The organism is Bryocella elongata (assembly GCF_900108185.1).
GTDB lineage: Bacteria > Acidobacteriota > Terriglobia > Terriglobales > Acidobacteriaceae > Granulicella > Granulicella elongata.
The window spans coordinates 342,825-364,886 of sequence record NZ_FNVA01000001.1 but is presented as its reverse complement, the minus strand read 5'-3'; the positions used below and the strand labels follow the sequence as shown (position 1 = coordinate 364,886).

At 61.2% G+C, this 22,062-nt stretch carries 20 protein-coding genes; 3 read left to right on the top strand and 17 right to left on the bottom strand.

Features of this window, described 5'->3' with window-relative positions; genetic code table 11:
- Positions 1–10: 10 nt before the first annotated feature.
- The 6 genes from C4S68_RS01505 to C4S68_RS01480 form a co-directional block, all read right to left on the bottom strand.
- Positions 11–1,000, bottom strand: a complete 990-nt coding sequence (locus C4S68_RS01505) for a GHMP family kinase ATP-binding protein (protein ID WP_103931258.1) — start codon at positions 998–1,000, stop codon at positions 11–13.
- Positions 1,000–1,743: a sugar phosphate nucleotidyltransferase gene (locus C4S68_RS01500; protein ID WP_103931257.1), complete on the bottom strand. Its 744-nt coding sequence runs from the start codon at positions 1,741–1,743 to the stop codon at positions 1,000–1,002. The genes C4S68_RS01505 and C4S68_RS01500 overlap by 1 nt, the downstream gene beginning before the upstream one ends.
- Positions 1,736–2,713, bottom strand: coding sequence for an NAD-dependent epimerase/dehydratase family protein (locus C4S68_RS01495; RefSeq protein ID WP_235011282.1), 978 nt, complete (start codon positions 2,711–2,713; stop codon positions 1,736–1,738). The genes C4S68_RS01500 and C4S68_RS01495 overlap by 8 nt, the downstream gene beginning before the upstream one ends.
- Positions 2,714–2,751: 38 nt before the next feature.
- Positions 2,752–3,468 carry a transaldolase gene (locus C4S68_RS01490; protein ID WP_103931255.1) on the bottom strand — a complete coding sequence of 239 codons (717 nt, stop codon included), beginning with the start codon at positions 3,466–3,468 and terminating at the stop codon, positions 2,752–2,754.
- Positions 3,469–3,660: 192 nt separating this feature from the next.
- The gene (locus C4S68_RS01485; protein WP_160114947.1) at positions 3,661–4,677 is read right to left on the bottom strand and encodes a Gfo/Idh/MocA family protein; all 1,017 of its coding nucleotides are present in this window, start codon (positions 4,675–4,677) and stop codon (positions 3,661–3,663) included.
- Positions 4,674–5,459 carry an SDR family oxidoreductase gene (locus tag C4S68_RS01480; RefSeq protein ID WP_160114946.1) on the bottom strand — a complete coding sequence of 262 codons (786 nt, stop codon included), beginning with the start codon at positions 5,457–5,459 and terminating at the stop codon, positions 4,674–4,676. Before C4S68_RS01480 ends, C4S68_RS01485 begins: the two co-directional genes overlap by 4 nt.
- Positions 5,460–5,770: 311 nt before the next feature.
- Between C4S68_RS01480 and C4S68_RS01475 the strand changes: the two genes are divergently transcribed.
- The gene (locus C4S68_RS01475) at positions 5,771–6,376 is read left to right on the top strand and encodes an SIS domain-containing protein (RefSeq protein ID WP_103931253.1); all 606 of its coding nucleotides are present in this window, start codon (positions 5,771–5,773) and stop codon (positions 6,374–6,376) included.
- A 14-nt stretch (positions 6,377–6,390) separates the two neighbouring features.
- Here C4S68_RS01475 and C4S68_RS01470 read toward each other — a convergent pair whose 3' ends face one another.
- Complete coding sequence (locus tag C4S68_RS01470) at positions 6,391–7,032, bottom strand: D-glycero-alpha-D-manno-heptose-1,7-bisphosphate 7-phosphatase (RefSeq protein WP_103931252.1); 642 nt, start codon at positions 7,030–7,032, stop codon at positions 6,391–6,393.
- Entirely contained in the window at positions 7,025–9,079 is a 2,055-nt protein-coding gene (locus C4S68_RS01465; RefSeq protein WP_160114945.1) for an acyltransferase family protein, read from the bottom strand. Before C4S68_RS01465 ends, C4S68_RS01470 begins: the two co-directional genes overlap by 8 nt.
- A 180-nt stretch (positions 9,080–9,259) precedes the next feature.
- On the opposite strand from C4S68_RS01465, the gene C4S68_RS01460 reads away from it, so the two are divergent.
- Both C4S68_RS01460 and C4S68_RS01455 read left to right on the top strand, forming a co-directional pair.
- A complete protein-coding gene (locus tag C4S68_RS01460) occupies positions 9,260–10,123 on the top strand; it encodes a metallophosphoesterase (RefSeq protein ID WP_160114944.1) in 864 nt (287 codons plus the stop codon).
- A 311-nt stretch (positions 10,124–10,434) separates the two neighbouring features.
- On the top strand, positions 10,435–11,808 hold the full coding sequence (locus C4S68_RS01455) for a sensor histidine kinase (protein WP_146071969.1): 1,374 nt from the start codon (positions 10,435–10,437) through the stop codon (positions 11,806–11,808).
- On the opposite strand, the gene C4S68_RS01450 is transcribed toward C4S68_RS01455, so the two are convergent.
- The 9 genes from C4S68_RS01450 to C4S68_RS01410 all read right to left on the bottom strand — a co-directional run bounded on the left by C4S68_RS01450 (position 11,783) and on the right by C4S68_RS01410 (position 21,814).
- A complete protein-coding gene (locus tag C4S68_RS01450; RefSeq protein ID WP_103931248.1) occupies positions 11,783–12,892 on the bottom strand; it encodes a YncE family protein in 1,110 nt (369 codons plus the stop codon). The genes C4S68_RS01455 and C4S68_RS01450 overlap by 26 nt on opposite strands.
- 87 nt (positions 12,893–12,979) lie before the next feature.
- Positions 12,980–13,384: a nuclear transport factor 2 family protein gene (locus tag C4S68_RS01445; protein WP_103932108.1), complete on the bottom strand. Its 405-nt coding sequence runs from the start codon at positions 13,382–13,384 to the stop codon at positions 12,980–12,982.
- 71 nt (positions 13,385–13,455) lie between these two features.
- Positions 13,456–14,568, bottom strand: a complete 1,113-nt coding sequence (locus C4S68_RS01440) for a DUF5700 domain-containing putative Zn-dependent protease (RefSeq protein ID WP_103931247.1) — start codon at positions 14,566–14,568, stop codon at positions 13,456–13,458.
- The gene (locus C4S68_RS01435) at positions 14,568–15,011 is read right to left on the bottom strand and encodes a DUF427 domain-containing protein (protein WP_235011281.1); all 444 of its coding nucleotides are present in this window, start codon (positions 15,009–15,011) and stop codon (positions 14,568–14,570) included. The genes C4S68_RS01440 and C4S68_RS01435 overlap by 1 nt, the downstream gene beginning before the upstream one ends.
- Positions 15,008–15,775: an SDR family NAD(P)-dependent oxidoreductase gene (locus tag C4S68_RS01430; protein ID WP_103931246.1), complete on the bottom strand. Its 768-nt coding sequence runs from the start codon at positions 15,773–15,775 to the stop codon at positions 15,008–15,010. Before C4S68_RS01430 ends, C4S68_RS01435 begins: the two co-directional genes overlap by 4 nt.
- A gap of 21 nt (positions 15,776–15,796) precedes the next feature.
- On the bottom strand, positions 15,797–16,537 hold the full coding sequence (locus C4S68_RS01425) for an SDR family oxidoreductase (protein WP_103931245.1): 741 nt from the start codon (positions 16,535–16,537) through the stop codon (positions 15,797–15,799).
- A gap of 501 nt (positions 16,538–17,038) precedes the next feature.
- Complete coding sequence (locus C4S68_RS01420; protein ID WP_103931244.1) at positions 17,039–17,671, bottom strand: response regulator; 633 nt, start codon at positions 17,669–17,671, stop codon at positions 17,039–17,041.
- On the bottom strand, positions 17,668–20,631 hold the full coding sequence (locus tag C4S68_RS01415) for a sensor histidine kinase (protein WP_103931243.1): 2,964 nt from the start codon (positions 20,629–20,631) through the stop codon (positions 17,668–17,670). Before C4S68_RS01415 ends, C4S68_RS01420 begins: the two co-directional genes overlap by 4 nt.
- 97 nt (positions 20,632–20,728) lie before the next feature.
- Positions 20,729–21,814, bottom strand: coding sequence for a glycoside hydrolase family 16 protein (locus C4S68_RS01410; protein ID WP_103931242.1), 1,086 nt, complete (start codon positions 21,812–21,814; stop codon positions 20,729–20,731).
- Between the last annotated feature and the right edge of the window lie 248 nt (positions 21,815–22,062).

Here is a 22,062-nt window from a genome sequence, read left to right as displayed (position 1 = left end):
CAGCTCACTCTTACCCGCGATTGCGCACCAGAACCACGGAGCCATCGAAGTCGAACGAGAAGTCCATCTCATCCGCCCCGGCATCGGCCATCGCCTTCCGGAGTCTGCGGCGATCTTCCGTCTGGAACAGCAGGAAGCCACCGCCACCGGCTCCCACGAGCTTGCCGCCCAGTGCCCCGCCCTTGCTTCTGCCAATCTCATAGAGTTCATCGATCACGGGATTGCTCATACCCTTCGAGCGCGAGCGCTTGCGCATCCAGTGCTCATGCAGAAGCGAGCCATACTCCAGGACCCTTCCGGTCTGCAGCAGGTCTCGGATCTCGAAGCCACTCTGCTTGGCGAAATGCAGGCTGTCGAGCATGTCCTTGCCGCCCTGCTCTGACTCCTTCCGCTGCTCGTCCAGAAGCGTCGAGGCCGTCCGCGTATTGCCGACAAAGAACAACATCAGCGAGTCCCGCAGCTCGTGGATGGCACTCTGCGACACGTTGAGGTGCGACACCGTCACCGTATCGTCCTGGTGATACTCCTGGCACAGCAGGCCACCATACGCGGCGATGTACTGGTCCTGCTTGCCTACCGGATCATTGAGCCGCTCCATCTCAATCTCAATCGCAGACCGCGCGAGCAGCTCCGCATCGGCCATGCGGAAGTTGTATGCAAGAATCGCGTGCACCAGCCCCACCGCAAACGTTCCCGAGGAGCCGAGCCCCGTCCCGCCGGGCACATCGGCCATACTCGTCATCTCGAAGGGACCATCGACGGGGTACAGCTTCAGAGCTTCGCGGATCAACCGGTGCCGAATCTCATCGACACTGGCCGCGTGCTCCACCTCCGAGTATTTGAGCCAGTACCCCGAGAAGAATGGACGGTTCACAGCGATGTAGATGTACTTGTTGATCGCCGCAGACAGCACAAAGCCGCCAAACTGACGGTAGTACGAAGGCAGATCCGTTCCGCCGCCGCCAAGGGAGATGCGCAGCGGTGTGCGTGTGATGATCATCAGTCGTTCCTCGCAATCAACGGTTCACGCGTTCCAGCTCGGCTGCGCAGAAGCTCTTCCGTGCTCTCAATGCCCGCCACGGAGCCGATCTCGTAGAACCTCTCCGGAACCTCGTACCCTGCAAGCTCCCCACGATGCAGAAGATCCGCCTGCAGCGCCGAGAGATCGAACGGCCCCTCTTCCCATCCAGCGAAGGCCTCCGCACGAAAGGCATTCACACCGTAGTCGATGTACTCCAGCCGGTCGTCGGAAGACCGCTTATCGTAGCGCAGGATCATGCCATCCGCATACTCGACATTGCTGCGATCGAACTGGTTTCTATTGCGGAAGACGGTCATCAGGCTGAGCTTCATCGACGCGACAAACGCGCGATCAATCGCCCGGTAGTCTGCCACGCAGTAGCTGTCGCCATACAGCAGCACAAAGCGCTCTCCGAGCAGCGGCAGCGCCTTCCGCACCGCGCCTCCGGTACCCAGCAGTACCGGGCCGTCCTCCGAGTAGCGGACGTGGCAGCCGAAGCTTGATCCGTCACCAGCAAACGCTCGGATAGGCTCGCTGAGGTGACCGCAGAGCAACACGACCTCCCTGAACCCGCTGGCAGCCAGCAGCCGCAGCTGATGCGCGAGGAAGGGCTCGCCTGCTATAGGCAGCAGCGACTTCGGTACACCCGCCGTCAACGCGCCGAGGCGTGTCGCCAGACCTCCGCACAGAATCGCAATCGGAGGTAGCTCCGCCTCAGGCACGGATGCGCTCCTCCCGCGCCAGCTCTTCGAGCGAACGTTTCAGCGCCGCGCGGGTATTCAACTGGCAGCGCCAGCCGGTCGAGCGGATGCGATCTGTATTCAAGCGGACCACGGGGACATCGCCCTTCCAGCCACGATCGCCTCCCGTGTACTCGAAGATCGGCAGCACCGGCAGCTCCATCACCTCGGCGGCCAGCTCCGCGATCTCCGTCACGGTAATGTAATCGCCAGTCGCCACATTGAACGGCTGAAACGGAAGCTCCGAAACCTTGTTGGCGTGCAGCACCGCCGCCACTACATCGGAGACATGGATGTATGACTTGCTCTGCTGGCCGTCGCCGAGAATGCGCAACCGCGAGGAATCCTGCGCAAGCCGGCGCACAAAGTCGAAGCCCACACCGTGTGTCTGCCGCGGGCCGACAACATTGCCGAAGCGAAAAGCACACGCTGTCAGGCCGAACATGTAGCAATAGCTCGTGATCAACGCTTCGCCCGAAAGCTTGCTGGCGCCGTAGGTCGAAGCGGGGATCATGGGGCCATGATCTTCAGTCGCCTCCTGCTGCCCCAGGTCGCCATAGACGCCTGAGCCGGAGGCATACAGCAGGCGGGGCACACCGGCCCGGCGCATCGCCTCCACCACGTTGTTGGTCAGCACCGTCCCCTGGTAGAAGTCGATCTCAGGCTCGGTCGCAGCTCGTGCAATGTCCGGATTGGACGCCAGGTGGATGACTACGTCATGTCCAGCCAGGGCCTCCGTCAACGCGGCAAGGTCTGAAACATCCCCGCGCACGATGTGAAAGCGAGGATCGCTGCGGTGATGCTCAAAGTGCCACTCCCGGCCTGAGCTGAAGTTATCGAAGATCGTGACACGATCCGTCTTGCTGTTTCCGAGGAGTGCGTCGAGAAAGTGGCTCCCGATGAAGCCGGCCCCACCCACAATCGCATACCGTCGATCAAGCCTCTCGGCCACTGGCGTACTCCACATTGGTTGTTGGTCAATCTTCGACGCTACAGGCTATACCCGGCGACAGCGGCATCGTGATGAAACATCTCTACGGTCTCAAGCGAGAACTGCGCCAGGTCCTTGCCTACCGAAGCCATCTTGCCAAGCACCTCGGGCGTTGCCGTAATGATGTCGGTGCCGCAGGCATCTGCCTGGAAGAGATTCAGCAGCTCCCGTGGACTCGCCCAGAGCGTCTCCGCGCGCGGTAACTCAGCCAGCATCGCGTGAGCCTCGCGCATGATCGGCATGGGATCGACCCCGGTGTCCGCGATGCGCCCCGCGAAGATCGACACAATGGCGGGCACCTCCGGTAACAGAGCGCTGCGTACAGCCTCTACTTGATCGAGCGTCATGATCGCGGTCACGTTCACCGCAACTCCGGCATCAGCCAGTGTGCGGACGACATGCATGGAAGATTCTCCATGCACGTTTGTGATCGGAATCTTGACGTAGACGTTATGGCCCCAGGCCGCGATGAGACGCGCCTGCCGCTCCATCTCCGGGAACTCGTCGGAGAATACCTCGAACGAGACCGGCAACTCCGGCACAAGCTCGAGCACACGGCGGCTGAAGCCCACATAGTCCACCACGCCCGCCTTACGCATCAATGTGGGGTTCGTGGTGAATCCTTGAATTCTCTGATCGGCACAGTACCGCTCGATGCTGGCCAGATCGGCCGCATCGGCGAAGAGTTTAACCCGCAGTTCTGAAAGGCTCGCCATAGACAAGAGAAAAGAGTTCGATTCGGTGACGGATACTACGGAAATTTGAGCGAAGTACTTCGAGTATACGTAACGGGGCCCGAAACAGATGGATATTGATAACCGGTAAAACCGTGTGATGCATGTTCATCGATTTGAGCTGCCTTGCATGCAGCCCCTCTCGCACAAAACATTCATCCGGTTGGACAGTTCCTAATAACCCCGACGAAGATTCAATGTCGCGCGAACATCGTCGAGAAGCTTCATCACGGCAAAGCCCTCTGCGGCCGTAGCAATGGCCGGCCACGCAGATCGAGAATCTTCAGGAAAGAGCAAAGCCTCGGTCTCCCGTTCAAAGACGTCAAGCCCATCATCGTTGACCTCCATCACCTCAGAGGCCACCTGGCTCGGAGCATCGCGCCATCCCCAACGCTTGCCGACGACGTACGTCTGCGGTCCATAGCTGCGATTGCGTCCGCTCACCGTCGCATAGCCCTCCGTACCGTTGATACGCATATGAAACGTGCTTCTCCACGCAACGACGGAGACCCGCACCTTCATGCAGAACGCACCTGCATCGAGAATCAGCGAGACCTCTTCCTCAATGCCGGTATTCCAGAAGCCGCTCCATGAGGCTCCTCCGATGGGCTTGAGCCCATCCGGAGCAAGCCGCAGACAAAGGTCGAGAAGATGGACTCCGGGGTCGATCAGACAGCCGCCTCCGGCCCGCTCCGCGTTGAGCTTCCAGGTCTTCTCCTGCCCCGGCGCGCAGCCATGTCCCAGCTCAAACTCGATGGAGACGATCTTCCCCAGCCGGCCCGACTGCACGTCAGCCACAGCCTTCTCAATGCCGCGATAGAACCGATAGTTGAAGCCGATCTTCAGCCTGTCACCACCGAGCTCCAGAAGGCGCTGAGCCTCAACCAGATCGCGGCCCATGGGCTTCTCCAGCAGCACACGTCCACCAGACCGCAGCACCTGCTCGGCCACCGTCACAGCAATGTCATGTGGGAGCGCGATCATGGTCCAGTCTGCGCGGGTAGCGATCACCGCCTCGACCGAGCTGAGCGCCGTCGTCGCATACTTCTCCGCCGCGGCCTGACATGTCACCAGATCGGCGTCAAAGATGCCAACGAGCCCGACATCGCGACCGGCACGTCGCAACGCTGCGACTGCATCCAGCCGCTCTTTGCCGATTAGCCCCGCTCCAATGACCGCAACACGTTTCACTCCACCCGCCTTAGCTTCCAGAGGTTTGCATCGAGAGGCTCTCCGCCATTGAGATACTCTGGCCAGCGGTCGCGAACATGGACAAATCTTCCCGAAAACCCACAGCTTTCCGCGGCGAGGAAGGCGCGCGCAAAAGCAACAGGCTCCTCGATACCAACCGTCGTCCGGATCTCCGCGCCTGTCTCGCGAACCCGCGCAAGCATATCGGTCTCGATCGCTCCCGGAGCGAGGATCGCCGTCGCGAAGTCCCCGGCGTCCTTCAGGTCCTCATGCAGGTTTTCGACGATCCGCACCAGCGCAGCTTTGGAAGCCGCATAGGCCGGAAACGCCGGATACGCATAGGCCGCGCCTCCGCCGCCAAAGAACAGTAACCGGCCAAAGCTGTTGGCGCGCTGCTTCGGAAGGATTGCCTTTGCGATAGCCAGGTTGCCGAAGACATTCGCGCGGAAGGTAGTCTCCCACGCAGCGATGGAGGAGGCTTCCAGCGGACCCTCCGGCCCCAGAACGCCCGCAGCAAACACCGCAGCAATCCTGCTGAAGGGCTTCCCACGAAGCCACTCGGTCAACGTCGCCTCCGATTCCTCAGGACGTTCGAGGTCGACCACCAGGGCGTCCGCGGAGCCGCCGTCCACTCGGATAGCCTCAGCGGTCTCAACCGCGCGGCCCGATCGGCTGAGGCAAAGCACGTGCGCGCGTTTCCCTTGATCCATCGCAATGGCATGGCCGATCCCACGCCCGGCGCCCGTCACCACCACGAGGTCCGGGGAAGCTGAAGCTGTCAAACAATCCCTCCTCGTGCTGGGTCCTGCGAGCAAAGACGCGCGGGCAAAGGAACGCGCCCGAAGGCCGCATCGGTGCGGTAACTGGATCAAGTTTATCGAACGACACCATTCCCGCAAGAGATTCACGCATCGTGCGACAACGATAGTCACATCAACGCACCCGTTGAGCCCCAGACTCCGTGGGTGCACGCCCGCGCAGGCGATGTATATCACCAAAGAAACGCTGAGGATGGGCCGCAATACGCCATCGGCCAAAGAATCTCTTATAGTTTGAGTACGCGGAACCACCGCCCCGAATCGAGAGACGGCTGATGGACGCATTCCTGCAGCGTTACTTTTCCGAAGTGATTGCCATCGCCAGCCAGCTCGATCTCGATGCCATTGGCGACATTGCCGGACATCTCGCCAGCGCCCGCGAGCAGGGCGGACGCCTCTTCCTGCTCGGCGTCGGTGGCAGCGCCGCCAATGCGAGCCACGCCGTCAACGACTTCCGCAAGATCTGCGGGATCGAATGCTACGCTCCCACCGACAACGTCTCGGAGCTGACGGCGCGCACCAACGATGAAGGCTGGGACACCACCTTCTCCGAATGGCTGCGCGGCAGCCGCATCCGTTCCACCGATGCGGTGATGATCTTCAGCGTCGGTGGCGGCAATGCGGAGAAGAACATCAGCACCAATCTCGTGAAGGCGATCGATGTGGCAAAGAGCGCGGGCGCCCGCGTGCTCGGCATCGTGGGCCGCGATGGCGGCTATACCGCGCGGCGCGCCGATGCATGTGTCATCATCCCCACAACGTCACCGGACCTGGTCACTCCCCACGCCGAAGCCTTCCAGGCCGTCGTGTGGCACGCCCTCGTGATGCACCCGTCTCTCAAACAGGCTGAGACCAAATGGGAGTCCACGACAGCGAAGTAAGCTCCCACTGCTCTCTACCGCCCCTCGTCATCAGCGGGCGGCACGTTCAAGATCAACTGCGCCGCTGCCAGGAGATTCTTTGCACGAAGATCGGGCGGAAACCGGGCCACCTCCGCTTCCTTGTCCGCGGAATGGTCCGGCGAGACGCGAATCGTGCGCACACCAGCGCGGCAGCCGCATTCGATGTCGGTGTCCCGATCTCCGATCATCCACGAGCTGGAAAGATCGATTCCATGCGCCGAGGCCGCATCCCGCACCATCTGCGGGGAAGGCTTGCGACACACGCATATGCGCATCGACGCATCCTGAGCTCGCGGATGGTGATAACAGTAGTAGCTCGCGGTAAGATCGATGCCCTGCTTCTCGAGGGTATGCACCAGAACCTGGTGCGTATGGTCGAGCTCAGCTCTCGTGCTCTTTCCCAGCGCCAGATTGGGCTGGTTCGAGATCACGATCAGCGCATAGCCAGCGTCGCGCAGCATGCGCAGAGCTTCCGGCACCCAGGGATAAACACCGCATCGATCGGGGGTGCGCGGCGCCTCCCACAGATTCGAATCGGCATAGAAGACGTTGGCCACCAGCACACCGTCGCGATCGAGAAATACCGCTGGCCGCAACTCATCGCCGCGTACCGAAGGAAGCCGGCTCTCACTCATGTTGCCCCCTCGGTGTGTCGCTGCCGTCCACGGCCGCGGAAGGGCCTGGCGATGTCAACGAAAGTCCGCTCGACGCCAGAGCCACATCCGCACCCAAAGGACTCAGGTGTTGTGTATCTGCGAACAACGGCGCTCCATCCAGGAGCACGCGACAGTTCATCCCGTCGCACAATGCGTCATAGAGGCTCACAACACGACTGCCATTGGACGCAGCGATCTCATCCAGCATCAACCGCATCCGTCGCTCATTGGCGGTGCGAACGTGCTGCTCGCTGGCTCCCGACGAAGGCGCGCCGGCAAGCCAACGTCCCAGTGTCGCGCGAACCGGAAGGGTGTCGCCAACAGCCAGGAGAAGAGGGTCGTAGCGCAACATAGGCACATCGTCGACGAGCACTACATTCTTCCCTGCGGAGCGTAACTCCGTGGATATCGTCTCGATGCCATAACGAAGATTGTCCCAACTCTGCGATGCAGGAATCGGTTCGCCGAAGCGGTCGCTGCGCACATAGCGAGCTTCATGGGCCGCGTCGTACCAGGGGTTGATCCAATATCCCGCAATCACTACCGTGCGAATCTGCTTATCAACCTTTAGATGCTCTACGGCTGCACGCATGAAATCCGAACAGGTATCGGGACCGTAGCTTCGGAGAGCAGCCCCCAGCAGAGGCGCGCACGATACCTTGTTATAAATCGCCGTCCTGGGGCTTTGCGCCAGCAGCGCCGCTGCAATGGCTGCGGCGTGGCTGTCTCCGATCAGCGCGACTGTAGCTCCAGGAAGGATGCAGCCCGCAGGGACACTGGCAAGCGTCGATCCCTCCTGCACCAGGCAATGTCTCCCGACGCCGCCATCGTGAAGTGGGCCTTCAATCTTCGCCGACTTCGGTCGAAGGGACGGAAAGCCCCTCGTAACGACAAAGGCACCAGCAACAACCAATAGAGCGATGCCCGCAGCCCCTATGGCGCGAAGCGCAGCCGCCTTGCTGCGAGGCCTTCGGAAGGGAACCTCGATGTACCGATAACTCAACTCTGCCAGGAGCAGAGCCGCAGCCAGCAGAACCACGCGCCCCCGTGGCGCGAGGTACGCCGCACCACAGATCGTCCCCAGGCTTAGCAAGGGCCAGTGCCAGAGATAGACCGAATAGGAACGCCTGCCGAAGCCGTATAAGAGCGGCGATGCCAGCAGTCTGCGATTGACCCAGCTAGTCGAGCTCACGCATAGAAGGACAGCCGCTGCTACGGGGATCAACGTCGGAGGCACAGGAAAGCGCACACCCGGTTGAGGAAGCCCCACGCAAAGAAGCACACCCGACAGTCCAACGAGGCCCAGTACCTCCGCAACCCAACCATGAGCGACGGGCAGGGGGGCGGAGGCGTTCGATTCGCTCGATCCAAGCACCGCGCCTGCAGCGAGCTCCCACCACCGGCTTTGCAGCAGATAGAAACCTCCAGCCCATCCGCGATGCATGGCAACTGTGCTGTACGCCAGGGACAGGAGGAGCGACACAGCAAGGACAATCGGAAAACTTCGCTTTGACCATCGGCCCACAAAGAGCGCCAGCAGCGGCAACAGGAGATAGAACTGCACCTCAATGCCCAGCGACCACGTCATCAGCAACGGCTGTAGATGCGAGTTAGGAGAGAAGTAGCTCGTGACCAGCCAGTAGAAGATGTTCGAAAGCGAAAGGGTGGCAGCTACAGACTGTTGCCCAAGAACACGGAGCTCGCGCCCATCCAGCAGGACAACGCCGGCGGCAAGAGTAAATGCTATGACCGCAAACAATGCGGGCAGAATCCTTCGCACTCGCTTTTCATAAAACGGCAGCAGAGCAAACCGCTGATCGCGAAGCTCCCGTGCCACCTGAAAGCCAATCAGGAAACCAGAGATGACGAAGAAGATATCGACGCCGCTATAGCCGCCTCGAATCCACGGAATTCCAGCATGGAACAGCAGCACAAGAAGAATCGCGACACCGCGCAGCCCATCCACATCCGCACGGTAGCCAAGTCCCCGTACCGGGTCCACAGCCGACGTGGTCGCAGTTGTCATGGAGCTTTTCTTCATGCCAGCAGTTGCCGATTCCCCTCAATTGGCTGTCCCCATTAGCGTAACGCAGGCCTGCGCGAGGCCAGGAGCATGCTTGCCTGCATTCAATGTCCTATCCGTTGCCGCACCCCGTCGCGCAGTTCATCGAATGTTTTCGGCACATTCTCTATGATGAGTAGACACATGGATCTCTCACGAAGGAAGTTTCTCGCGCTTGGCGCAGGCGCCGCAGCTGCCGCATCGTTGCCTCTGATAGACGCGTATACGCATGGCCGCCATCACCTGACCACCCTTCATCAGGACATCTTTATTCCGGATCTGCCGGACTCCTTCGTGGGCTTCACCATCGCACAGCTCAGCGACTTTCACTTTGGTGTGCATGACGAAAGTGTGTTGCTCTCTCACGCAATCGAAGTCACCAATGCTCTGAAACCTGACATGGTCGCTCTCACCGGCGACTTCATCACCTCCAACTACGACAACGCACGTGCCAATGTACAGGCCGCACACAAGTGCGCCGATCACTTCCGCGCCATCCAGGCACCGTTGCGATTCGCCAGCTATGGAAATCACGACATGATCGCTCCACGGGCTGTCTCCGATGCCCTCAAGGCTAACGGCATCACGCTGCTCCGCAATGCCGCCCTGAACATCAGGAAGGGCGGCGACACCTTCTGGATTGGCGGTATCGCCGACAGCCTGATCGACCTCCCGGAAGAAGATAAAGCTCTGCCAAAGACATCCCCCAACCAGCCGGTGATCCTTCTCGGCCATGAGCCAAGTTACGCCATCAAGATGACTGGAAGCATCGAGCGCTCCAACTTGCGTTGCGACCTGTTCCTCTCCGGCCACACGCATGGCGGGCAGGTAAACCTCCCCGGGATCACGAAGAACTTCGCCTCCTTTCAGGGCGAGCGGTTCCTCCATGGAGGCTTCGGTCTCGAAGGCTTCACCATGTATGTGAATCGCGGACTCGGCACGATCCATCTGCCACTTCGCTTGAACGCGCCGCCAGAAGTCACGCTCCTGACGCTTCGCCGCGGATAGTCAGCGTGCCCCGCCAGCCCGACGCAGCCCTCCCATTTTGCCTGCGTATCGCAGCCAGGGCACTTGACTGGCAGGTTCGGCGTTACGGTCAGGCAGATGTTCTTCTGCATCTTCCACCCGAACGCAATCCATACGTGTGAAGATAGGCCAGCACTCATTTCACATTTCGGCTTGCCTCGGTCTGGCCGGTCAGAGGACACGTGGCTTCAGCCACACAACTGAGGTCGTGGATCGCACGCTCCCAGCGAGTGAAGACGTCGCTCGGTTACGTGTGTGCACTCGCCTGTGCGTGGTTCACGGTCGAACTCAGCATGCGTGTTTACGCTCTGCGCGGAACGCCTCTTGCGCTCAGCTTCGCAGTCGCCGCGATCATCACTACCGAGTTCGGCCTGGGACCCGGTTTCGCCTCGGTCGGCGCTACAGCTGGAATCCTCTACGTCCGCTTCCTGCTGCCCGGCAGCTCTTCCCCGTACGCGCCCGGCGCCCTGATTCGGCTGGCGGTCGCAGTGTTCGCCGGGACGGTCATCGTCCTGTTCTGCGAGCGGCAGCGCGTCACCGGACTCAAGCTGCGCGGAGCCCTCAGCACCCTCCGCGAAAGCACAGCTATGCTCGCCCAGGCACAGCGCGCCAGTAACTCCGCCGCCTGGAGCTTCATGCACGGCGATAGCAAAGTGCGCTGGGCCACCGGCGCAGTCGAGATCTTCGGCCTCCCTCCCGCAGAGAGCTGGACCATCGAAGAGCTGCTCGCGCTGGTCGAGCCCGAGGATCGCCGACCCCTCATCCACGAGGTCGTAACGGCGCATCGCTTCAGCCTGCCCTTCCGCGCCGAGTTCCGCATCAGGATCCCCTCCGGCGATCTGCGCTGGCTGGAAGCTCAAGGAACTCTCGCGCCCGGCACAACGCAATGGAGTGGTCTGGTCCTCGATATCTCCAGTCGAAAGAAAGTCGAAGATGCGCTGCTGCGCGCCGAGAAGTTGGCCGCCATCGGCAGGCTCTCCGCAACCGTCGCGCATGAGATCAACAACCCGCTCGAGGCGCTGACAAACCTCCACTTCCTGATGGCCTCGGAAGACAACCTGTCGAGCGAGCTCCGCGCCTACCTCGAAGCCGCCGACGGCGAGCTCCGGAGGCTCGAGAGCATCGCCCGCCACACCCTTTCCTTCGCGCGGACACGCACCGACGCAGGCCCGATTGACGCGGTCCCTGTGACCATCAACGCCGTTGCCATGTTCCAGAGCCGTTGTGCTTCGCGCGGAGGAGTCATCCGGCTTGTGTCACCGGACCACGCCATGGTGCAAGTCCCCACCGACGAGCTGCGTCAGATCCTCACCAACCTGCTCTCCAACGCGTGCGATGCCCTTCAAGGGCAGGAAGGCACCGTCGAGGTCAGCCTCCAGCGCGAAGGCGACAACGTCACCATCACCGTCCGCGACACAGGTTCAGGCATCGCTCCCGATCACCTCGACCGCATCTTCGAGCCCTTCTTCACCACCAAGCAGGAGACCGGAACCGGCATCGGCCTCTGGGTAACCCGCGAACTCGTGCAGAAGGTTGGTGGCACCATCCGCGCGACGTCTAGCCTGCCCGCCGCAGCCCCTGAAGCCAGCCCGTTCCGCACCACCTTCGTCGTCACACTGCCGAGCGGCGAGCCCCCTCGCCCTAGCGGCCCACCATCAGGATCGTGAACGACCCCGGAACGATCGGCCCTTGAGCCGGTCGCCCCCCAGGCCCCGCAGGAGCTCCCTCAGGCACCGGCCCACGCTCCTGGGACATAGTGAACAGGTGGCCGGTCTTGCTGTCGAACGTCACGGTCCGAGCGCCATTCATCGTCTGCAGCGTCTGCTCCGATTCGAATACCCCAGGGCTTTTTTCGTGAATGATGGACATCGTCCCATTGCCCTGCGTGCTGAAGGCCTCCATCGTCTTGGCATTGAAAGTCGCGCCGTCTGACCCGCCGGCGATCGGCAGCGTGGTGAGGATCTTGCCATCCTTCGCGCTCATCACGACCATCGTCGGCTGAGGAGCCGGCGGAGTGCCCGCACGGCTGCAGGCCGCGAACAGCACAGAGTTTTTTGCGTCAAGAGCCAGCCCATTGCAGCCGCCCTTATCGACAAAGCTGTAGTGCGTGACGGTCTTCATCGCCTTCACATCAACCACGGCGACGCCGCCGACCGCGTCCTGCATCACCACGTACAGCATGCCCTTGCCGTCACCCACGCCCTCCTCAGGCACGCCGCCCAGATCGATCGTGCCCAACACCGTGCCGTCCTTCGCGTCGATCACCGTCGCGTCCTTCGTGGGATGGCTGAAGACGTACACCCGCTCATTGAAAGGATCGAAGTAGATGCCGTCCGGCCGCGCCGCGCCAACATCGATCTTCTTGATCAGCTTCATCGTCACGGTATCGAACATCGACACCTGCGGGTGGTCGCTGGTGAAACCATGATGTGATGCAGGATCGACCACCGCACCATTACCGCCCACACCAGCGATCTCTCCCACTGGCTTCAGCGTGTCGAGATCGAAGATGGTGAGCCGCGCGTCGACCGCATCAACGGCAGGCTTGCTGTCTGTCGCAGGAACGGCCTTCACCGCTCCCCGGGGGATATACAACCTGCGACCCGCTGCATCGGCATAGATGTAGTCCCAGCCGCCCTCTCCGCCCACCCGCGCGGACTTGAGCACCTTGTAAGGACCATCCACCTGGGAGACAGCGGAAGAAGCGCAAGCCAACAAAAGCGCCGCGGCGAGAACGGTTGCAGATCGCATGAGGGATTCTCCGCGAGCAGTGTAGCCCCCGAAACCTTAACGATTCCTGAAGGCTCCTGCGTTCCCCCGCGCCCACCGATGAGCCATCTACGCGCGGGGAAAAGCCTTGCCGAACATCGGCAACTTACTCTTCGACTGCTCCTCGGTAGCTTCATCCTGCAGCACATCCCAATGCTCCTTCAACACGCCCTCCTCGAACCGGAGAATGTCTGCGGCGACCCACGCAGCCGGCGCACCAAATCCTGAAAAGCGCCCGTGCGCGATGACATAATCTCCCTCCGCCACGATCAGCTGGTTCTCGTACCGCAACGTTGGCGGCAGGCTGCGGATGAGATCGAACAGCCCCTCGCGGCCAGGCTCGATATGTGCACTGTGCTGGATGTAGAGTGGCGACCAGTACGCCTCCGCGGCTTCATAGTCCCGTTGATTGAACAGCGTGTCGAAGGCCTTCAATACGAATGCCTTCTTTTCCTCCGACGTGCTCGTCGCCATGCGTTCCTCTTCGTCTCGGACTCGATCGGTTGTGCTATTCGTCGATGCCGCAAGCTTCGGCAAATCTCAGCTCAACGGCAGCCCATCGCCAGGCGATGCGCAGCCGCCAGCGTGTGCTCACCAAGCGCCGGATGGCCACGGTCCTTCCCATACAACGGAAGCTCCGTATACCGCAGCACAAAGCGGTACGGTGGCTCCTTCAGATACTTCGCCAACCCTGCGGGACCATCGATATCCACAATGCTCTGCGCCATCGCATACCCGATGTTGTAGAGCACCCCATGCCCAAGAAACCCGACTCCGTAGACATCGTCATAGGCCATTGGCTTCTCGGCCTCGAGCGAGATCACCGACATCTCCAATAACGTTGCACTCGTGCCCAGATGCTTCATGCCGTCATCGGTGTCCGCCAGCATGCGCGCAGCGGCCGCAGAGTGAGATTGTGGAATCAACGCAGGATCTGCAACAACAACAGCGGAACCTTCTTCATACAGATTCGCAAACAGCTGCTCGACCTGCTTGCAGGCGACGGTTCGAGAGGTCTCCGGCCCCGCAAACTTTACCTCGCGGTCATTCGCATATGCCCCTTGCACCGCGTGATACATCTCGTGCGTCGTCACACTTCGCGCCAACACCAGGTCGTCGATGATTCCAATATTCAGGTAGAAATCCGTGCTGCCAAACGCATAACCTCCACCATCCCCGCCGGCAACAACATATCCCTGCAGGGAAAGCTTTGAGTCAGGAAGCGAGAACTGCGCGATCCGTTGCTTGATTGCGTTCTGAAAGTTCTCCGGATTGGCCTGCATCTGCGCGAGCAGCTGCTTCAGCTTCTCGACGTTAGGCTGCACCAGCCCAAGCAGTACCGAAGTCTCCTCGGGTTTGGTGACGGCCTCGTGACGCGCCAGTTTGTAAAGTGCATTCGCGAAATCATCCGTCGTCGATGTGATCTTGAACTCGTGCAGCTTGCGAAGGATGCCTTGATTGCCCTGCAGATTCGCGATCCGCAGAGCTTCGTCATGCGTGAGCGAATCGTTCTGCAACGCCGCAAGCGTGTCGCGAGCGGCGTCGACGTTGATCGTCACAGCCAGCGCTGGCGCCTGTTGTGCACGCGCCGTCAGCGCAAGGCACAACACCATCCCGAGAACCGGAAGCAGCGAGCTCCTCACGTGCAACTTCATCATCAAGGTTCAACCTCCGCGACTGGCTCGGAAAACAGTGGTAACACTTCCAACGAATCGACCCGTGAGGGATAAAACGCCAGGTAATCGCGAATCTCAGCGACAGCGTCGTAAGGGTGCTCATAACTCCACACCGCGAACTCAGACTTCGCGCCACCGATCGGAATGCTGAAGTAAGTGCAGTCTCCCTTATACGGACAGTAGGTGTAGTGCGTCGTTCGCACCAGGAGCGACATGTCTGCGTCGGCGCGCGGAACATAGAAGACCGCTGGATACCCCTTCTCTTCAAGACGCAGAGCCTGCCTCGAATCCGCAACGACTTGTCCTGACACGGTCACACGCACCCGCGCGTCTGCTGGAGTAACTGTGATCGGGTGATCAGGCCCGGGAACCTTGATCACCTTTGCCGGAATGAACTTCTCCGTGGGCTGCGTATCTGCGCTCAAAGCTTCGATCCCCCGTCCACCGGAATGCTCGCTCCCGTAATCCAACGGGCCGCGTCGGATGCGAGAAACGCCACAACATCCGCGACATCTTCCGGCTTGCCGATCCTCTTCAGCGCCTGCATCGCCAGCGCTGTCTCACGGCCAGCCTCGGTCTTTGTAAAGTTCGACATGTCAGTATCGATCACACCTGGAGCCACCGCATTGACGCGAACCCCACTCGGCCCAAGCATCGCGGCCCAGTACTTCACAAGCGTCTCCAGCGCACCCTTGGTGGATGCGTATGCCATGATGCTCGGGTTCTCGACACCCGGCTTGCCGACAACCTCACGTGCAACGACGGACGTCACCGCAATAATGTTCGAGCCTTCCCCAAGTAATGAAACGAGCTGCTGAACGAGGAAGAACGGCCCACGCACATTGGTTTCAAACAGCGTATCGAGATCAGCGGTGCTATAAGCTGCAAGCGTCGCGGCTTTACTGACGCCCGCGTTCAACACGAGGACGTCGAGCTTCGCACCCACTAGCTGACGAACCCTCTCAGCAATCGCGCCTGCTGACTCCGGTGCCGAGAGATCCGCGCCCAGCGACTCTGCTTCGCCGCCATCTTTGCGGATCGCTTCGACGAGCGACTCCGCCTCTTCTACCGACCTGCCATAGTGCACCAGCACCTTTGCGCCCGCCGCGGCCAGCGCAAGGGAGATGGCGCGCCCGATCCCCCGGGACGCACCTGTAACCAGTGCTGTCTTACCTTCCAGCTGCTTCATACTTCCTCCCTGCATCCAGACTTACGCGTTGGTGCCACCGTCCACCGTGAGGTTGGCTCCCGTGATGTAGGAAGCCTCGGGGCTCGCAACAAACACGACGAGTGCGGCGACCTCATCGACATGGCCGTACCGGCCCAGCGAGGTGTTGGCGATCTGCGGCGTCGCCCAGTCTCCTGCCGCAGGATTAAGATCGGTGTCGATGGGCCCGGGCTGCACATTATTTACCGTGATCGCGCGCGAGCCGACCTCGCGCGCAAGGCTCTGCGTGAACATCTTCACCGCACCCTTGGTGGCCGCATAAGCAGCGAGGCCAGGCGTGAAGTTACGCTCGCCCACGCAGGAGCCAATGGAGATGATGCGGCCGCCCTTAGGCATGTGCTTCAACGCTGCCTGCGTCGCAACGAAGACACCGAGAATGTTCAGGCCAATCACCTGCTGCATCTCTTCTATCGTCGCCTCTTCAAACGGCTTCGGGATCGCAGTCCCCGCATTGTTCACGAGCACATCAATGCGTCCGAAGGCTGCGGCAACCTTGTCGACCGCGGCCTTCATCGCCTCGACGTTCGCAGCATCCGCCTGGATCGCAAGCGCCTTCACGCCGAAGGCCTCGATGGCCTTCACCACTTCGCCTGCTGACTTCGCATCGCGTGCATAGGTAATAGCAACATTGGCTCCAGCTGCTGCGAGCTGCTTTGCAATCGCTGCGCCGATACCGCGCGAGGCCCCTGTTACAAGAGCCATCTTATTCGATAACTTCGACATAAATTCTCCTTAGTCGGCCGGCAGAAAGTCATTGCCGGACATGCGATTCCCCGTTGTTACTAACTTTGAAGCAATTGATCCCTCACTGCGTCCTTCGCAAAGGGACAATCGCGGCAGGCATGCCCACGCAGTTTGCAACAACCCTGGTTGCGAACTCATGAGGCCTGCCCTGAAAGAAGCTGATCGACGCAGTGCGCGGCGCTCCTGTAGACGTGCCCGATAGCAAAGTCTGAGTTGTATCCGCAGAGAGCCCTCGAGGAAGCGGCCCTTTCTGACACACCACGAACGTCAGAGATGACCAGGTATCGCCCCTTACAGCTGCGCAGGTTGCGAGATCCCGGATATCAACCCCTGATGTACTATCGGCTCCTCTGGCGAACGGCGCGCCCCGGCTTCTAGGGCATTTTCAGCGCTTCCGGAGGGGGTCATCGCAACACCTAGAACGGGGGACGCAAAGACCCTCGCGATGTGCTCTGGTGTCCGCTGCACATCGCATCGTCCCTACAGTCGAATAATGCCGCGCCTTAGACCGATGGAGACAGCAGCGGTGCGATCGCTGGCGCCGAGCTTCTCCATCACGTGCTTGACGTGGCCTTTGACGGTCTCTTCGCTGATGAAAAGGAGTGCCGCAATGTCGCTGTTGCGATTGCCGTCTGCAATCTTTTCCAGCACCTCGATCTCGCGTTTGCTCAACGCCTCTTCGCCGAGGTGCTCGGCCAGCTGCGCTGCAACTTCTTTGGGAACGTAGCGCCGTCCCTGGTGCACCTTGCGCACCATCTCCACCAGCTCCTTCGGCGGCATGTTCTTGAGCATGTAGCCCTGGGCTCCAGCCTCAAGCGAACGCTGAATCTCCGCGTCGCCATCGAAGGTTGTGAGCATCACGATGCGGGCATCGGGGAAGTCGGCGCGAATCTCTCGCACGACATCGATGCCGCTGATGTCCGGCAGGCGAAGATCCATCAACGTAATGTCAGGACGATGCGCACGAAAGGCGGCGATCGCCTCGCGGCCGGTCGTGGCCTCGGCCACCAGCATCAGGTCCGGCTCATTGCGCACTACGGCCGCGATGCCCTCTCGCATCAGCGGGTGGTCGTCGACACACAAAACGCGGATCCGGACCGGCTCATTGCTCATAGTGTCTCCTCCGTGCTCTCTCGATCATGAAAAAGCGACTGCAGTCTTTGCCAGGATGTCTTCCAACGTCGGCGGCCACGATCTGCATACGCCACGCTTCCAGGAACAGTGAGATACACTGCGGTCCCTTCTCCCACGCGGCTACAGATTCGCAGCTCTGAGCCGATGGAGCTCGCGCGTTCGCGCATCCCCGCAAGCCCCCAGTGACCATCGCGGCCGTGCTTCAGGACCACCGGCTCAATGCCACTGCCATCATCGCGGATCACCATACGAAAGGACCTGCGCGCATACTCAAGTTCAACCGTGACGTTGTGCGCCATCGCATGCCGGAAGGCGTTGACCACAGCCTCCCGGCCAATACGAAAGATCTCGTCCCGCGCCACCGAGACGACTGGCAGCGTCTCCCCTTGCACAAAGACGCGATACACCAGGCTCTCGTCTGCATGCAGATCGAATGCAAGCGTCGAGAACGCCTCCTCGAGCCGCACCGTGGTCTCCGGCGCGCGCAGACCGCACACGGCTCTCCGCCCCTCGTCGCTCACCTGCCGCATCAGGTGCAGCACACGGCTCAGCATGGGCTTGGCCGCAACCTCGTCGGGTATGCGGTCATGCGCAAGATTAAGCTGCATGGAAGCACTCAAAACGCCTTGCAGCAACGTGTCGTGCAGGTCCTGCGCGATGCGTGTGCGCTCCGCCAGGCGATCGCGGAAGCGGATATTCAACCGCTCCGTGAGCTGCGTCGTGCGCAGGCGATGCAGACCGGCGGCCGCGGCAAACACCACCATGACTGCGAACAGCCTGAAGTACCACGTCTGCCAGAACGCAGGCTGGATGCGAACGTGCAGGGTCGTCTCCTCGCCCGTCCACTCTCCAAGCCCATTCGACGCCATGATGCGAAGGACGTAGCTGCCTGCCGTCAGGTTGGTGTACACAACCTCCCGCAGAGACGTATCGCTGCTCCATCCCTGGTCGGAGCCATCCAGGCGATACCGAAACCGGGTACGTTGTGGCACAGCCATGTTCGTGCCGGAGTAACGGATCGTGAGGCTGTGAGTGCCCGAAGGCAAGGTGAGAAGTCCACCCATGGGCAACGGTGGACCTGAAGAAGCGATCGATTCAATGCGCACACCGGTTGGCCCAATGTAACCAACCGCGCTCTCGACATCGGCAACTGCGATTGAGTTCGCGAGCGACAGCCACACGTGACCATGGGCATCCGACACCACCGAGCGATCGCGACGCACACCCTCAACCTCACTGAGCCCATCCGTCGAACCGAAGCTCGCCACCTCTGCGTCCGAAAGACTGCCGCTCAGCAAGCGCTCGCGGTTCACCCGCAGGATGTGCTCCGTCGTCGCAATCCACAGGAAGCCCCGCTCATCCTGCGCGATCCCGATCACCGCTTCGTTCAGCGGAAGTGGCAACGTCGTCGGAACGTTGACGCGGCCATTGCTGAACCAGCCAATTCCACGCGAGGTGCCTACCCACAACGTGTGTTCGCGATCCTCAAAAGCAGTACGAACGTTCGGCGACAAAGGCTCCGTTCCTGCTACATAGGTGCGGAACACGCCATCACGAAAGCAGACCAGCCCATTCGGCGAAGTGAACCACATCGTTCCGTCCGCGCCTTCGGTCGCCGAGAAGACCGCGTTGGAGTCTAACCCGTTCGCCACCGAATAGGTCGTGACCTTTCCGTTCCGAAGCAGCGCCAGACCGGCGCTGACGGTCCCGGCCCACACACTTCCGTCCTTCGCCCGATGAACCGTGTACACGCTGTTCTGCGGCAGGCCATCGCGTTCGAGCCACGACTTCGCCTCCCATGCGTCGCCGCGGCGCACCAACTCGGTAAGCCCACCCTGCTGGCGGCCGAGCCACACCTCACCGCCGCCGCCGCTCATGGAATACACGACATCGTGATCCAATCCGTCGACGGAGACCCGCGCCACTTTGCCGTTCTGCATCGTGTACAGTCCGCCAGACGCCGGGGCGAACCAGGTCCGGCCCTCGGCATCGACGAAGATCGGACCGCCGTGACCCTGGATATGAAGGTCCGCAAATCGAAACGATGTAAACATCCCGTCGCGGAGACGCTCTACGCCGCTCGGGCCGGCAAACCAGATATCGCCGTCATGGTCTTCGTAGACGGCGGAGACCTCTGCCGCGTCGCCTGCGGGAAACGATACTGATGTCACCTGCCCTGCGCGGTCCCGCCGAAGCAGGCCATGATCGGTAGCGACCCATAAGTTCTGTTCCCGGTCCTTCGTAAGAGCACGCACCTGCACAGGCGCGCTTCCATGGCCCACCATCAGGGGGACGCGCTCCAGCTGACCGTTCTTCCACAGCATCATGCCGTTGTCCGTACCCAGCAGAATGCCACCATCTTCGGCCGAAGCCAGTGCATTGACACTGTTGGTGCTCGAATCCGGGTTCGACGAAAGCAGCCCGTCCGGGCCGAAATGATAGAGCCCCTGGTCCCGCGTGCCAAGCCACACCGTGCCGTCCGCCGCCTCAAGCTCTGAGACCACGATGCCGTCCGTTCGCTCGCGAGGGGACAAACGCTCGAAGCCGCCGTTGCGAAAGCGAACAGTGCTGTTGCGAGGCCCCCACAACAGCACCTCTCCATCTCGGCCAAGAGTCATCGAGGTAAACACGACCTCGGACATGCTGTAGCGCTCGAGCACGTTCTCAAACGTACCGGCGTGATATCGCATCAGGCGCGAACCGTCCAGGCGGATCCACATGTCTCCGTGACGATCGCAGACCAGCCCACGCACAGCGCCCAGCGGTGCGTGCCCCTTCTGCGGTACATCGACCAGCGTGAACTCGAAGCCATCGAAGCGCACCAGTCCGCGCTCGGTGCCGAACCACATGTAACCATCGCCGGACTGCGCGATGGCAAACACCGCCGCCCCCGGAAACCCCTGTTCACTCCCCCAGAAGTCGTGAGTGTACTGCGCCATGCTTCGCCCGGGATCAAGTGCAAGGCACGGTGAGCCGATCAGGCACGCGAGGGCGAGCCAATGCCCCTGGCACAAGAGGCATCGCAACCATCGCAGCTCACGGAAGATACTCAAACCGCTCAATCACAACCTCGACGGGATGCTGCAGGCCACTCTGCGAGTGGAAGAAGTCATAGAGGTCCAGGTGTACCTTCTCCGCTGCTGGAATGGGTATGCCCGATTTGAAGACACGCTCCATCATCTGCCGTCCATGCGACGTGGCTGTCACACCCGCCAATGCGCGGAACGTAGCCGAGCCGGGCTCCCAGTTCACCACATATGTCACCGGCCCCGGCGGCACGGTGAAGTGAGTTGTGTTCTCGGGAATGTAGTACGGCTGCACCACGTAGTCCGCGTTGCGCCCCTTCGGCTTGCCCCACTGACTCAACTCGACATCCAGCCCGGTATGAGAGTCCTGCTCCTCGCGATCATCGCGCGTAAACATCGCCAGCACCGCTGAGGGTGGCAACATCGCGCTGTCCTGCACAACGAAGCGGTAGGTGCCATACCCCAGGCTTCGCGTCAGGCTCACGCCTGCACAGCGCCAGTGGCCATCCGCCTGCCCCATCAGAAGATGCAGGTGACCGTTTCCATCCACCCACGCGTTGGCCGGTTCATACTCCGTTGGCTCGCCGTTATGGTCGACCGGCGCCGTGCGCACCTTCCAGTCATAACCGCTGAAACGAAGTAGTTTGGGAGCTCTGGGTGCCGAGGAAGAACCGCGCATCGTGGTTACGGCCAGCACGCCATTGCCAACAGTTGGCGGCGCCGCGAGCTTCACAGGCGGCTGAAACTTCGGATCGACCAACAGCGCCGCATAGTCGTTGCCAATATGGGTCGGAGTCTTCCAGCTTCCATCCGCCGCGACCGCCGTGAAAGGCCGGCTTCGAAACGGTTGCACCCACCACCAGGCCCCAGAGTGCGAGTAGATGACGATCTGTTGCCCAGCCTCCGCGCCAATTACCTTGCCGGAGATGGCCTCAAAGGCTTCGGATCCCCCAGCCCCCGCGGGGGGAAGGTGGTCCAGCACGATTGTCGGATGATCTCCCGGACGTGACGCTCCGCATCCCGTCAGCAGCGCCACCGCCGCAAGCAGGAAGGTCCGCGCGGGCTGGTGCGCCTTCAATCTCGTGAACCGGAACATGAGGAATCTATCCTGCTGCAATCTGTTCAGCTTCCGTTCAGCCTGTGCGACGGCGTCGTGCTGCCGCCCTGCCAATCTGCCCTGAAGGTCGCAATCGTCTCCCATGACGTTCCCACGATCGGGTGGTCACGGCGAGCCTCAAAAGTGGTGTTTTGATCTGGCGCAACCTCAGCCCTCGGCACAACTGACCTCAGCCGCCCGGAAGGGCTTAGCCGGCAAGAGCCAGACGCCCCTCTTTCCAGCTGAGC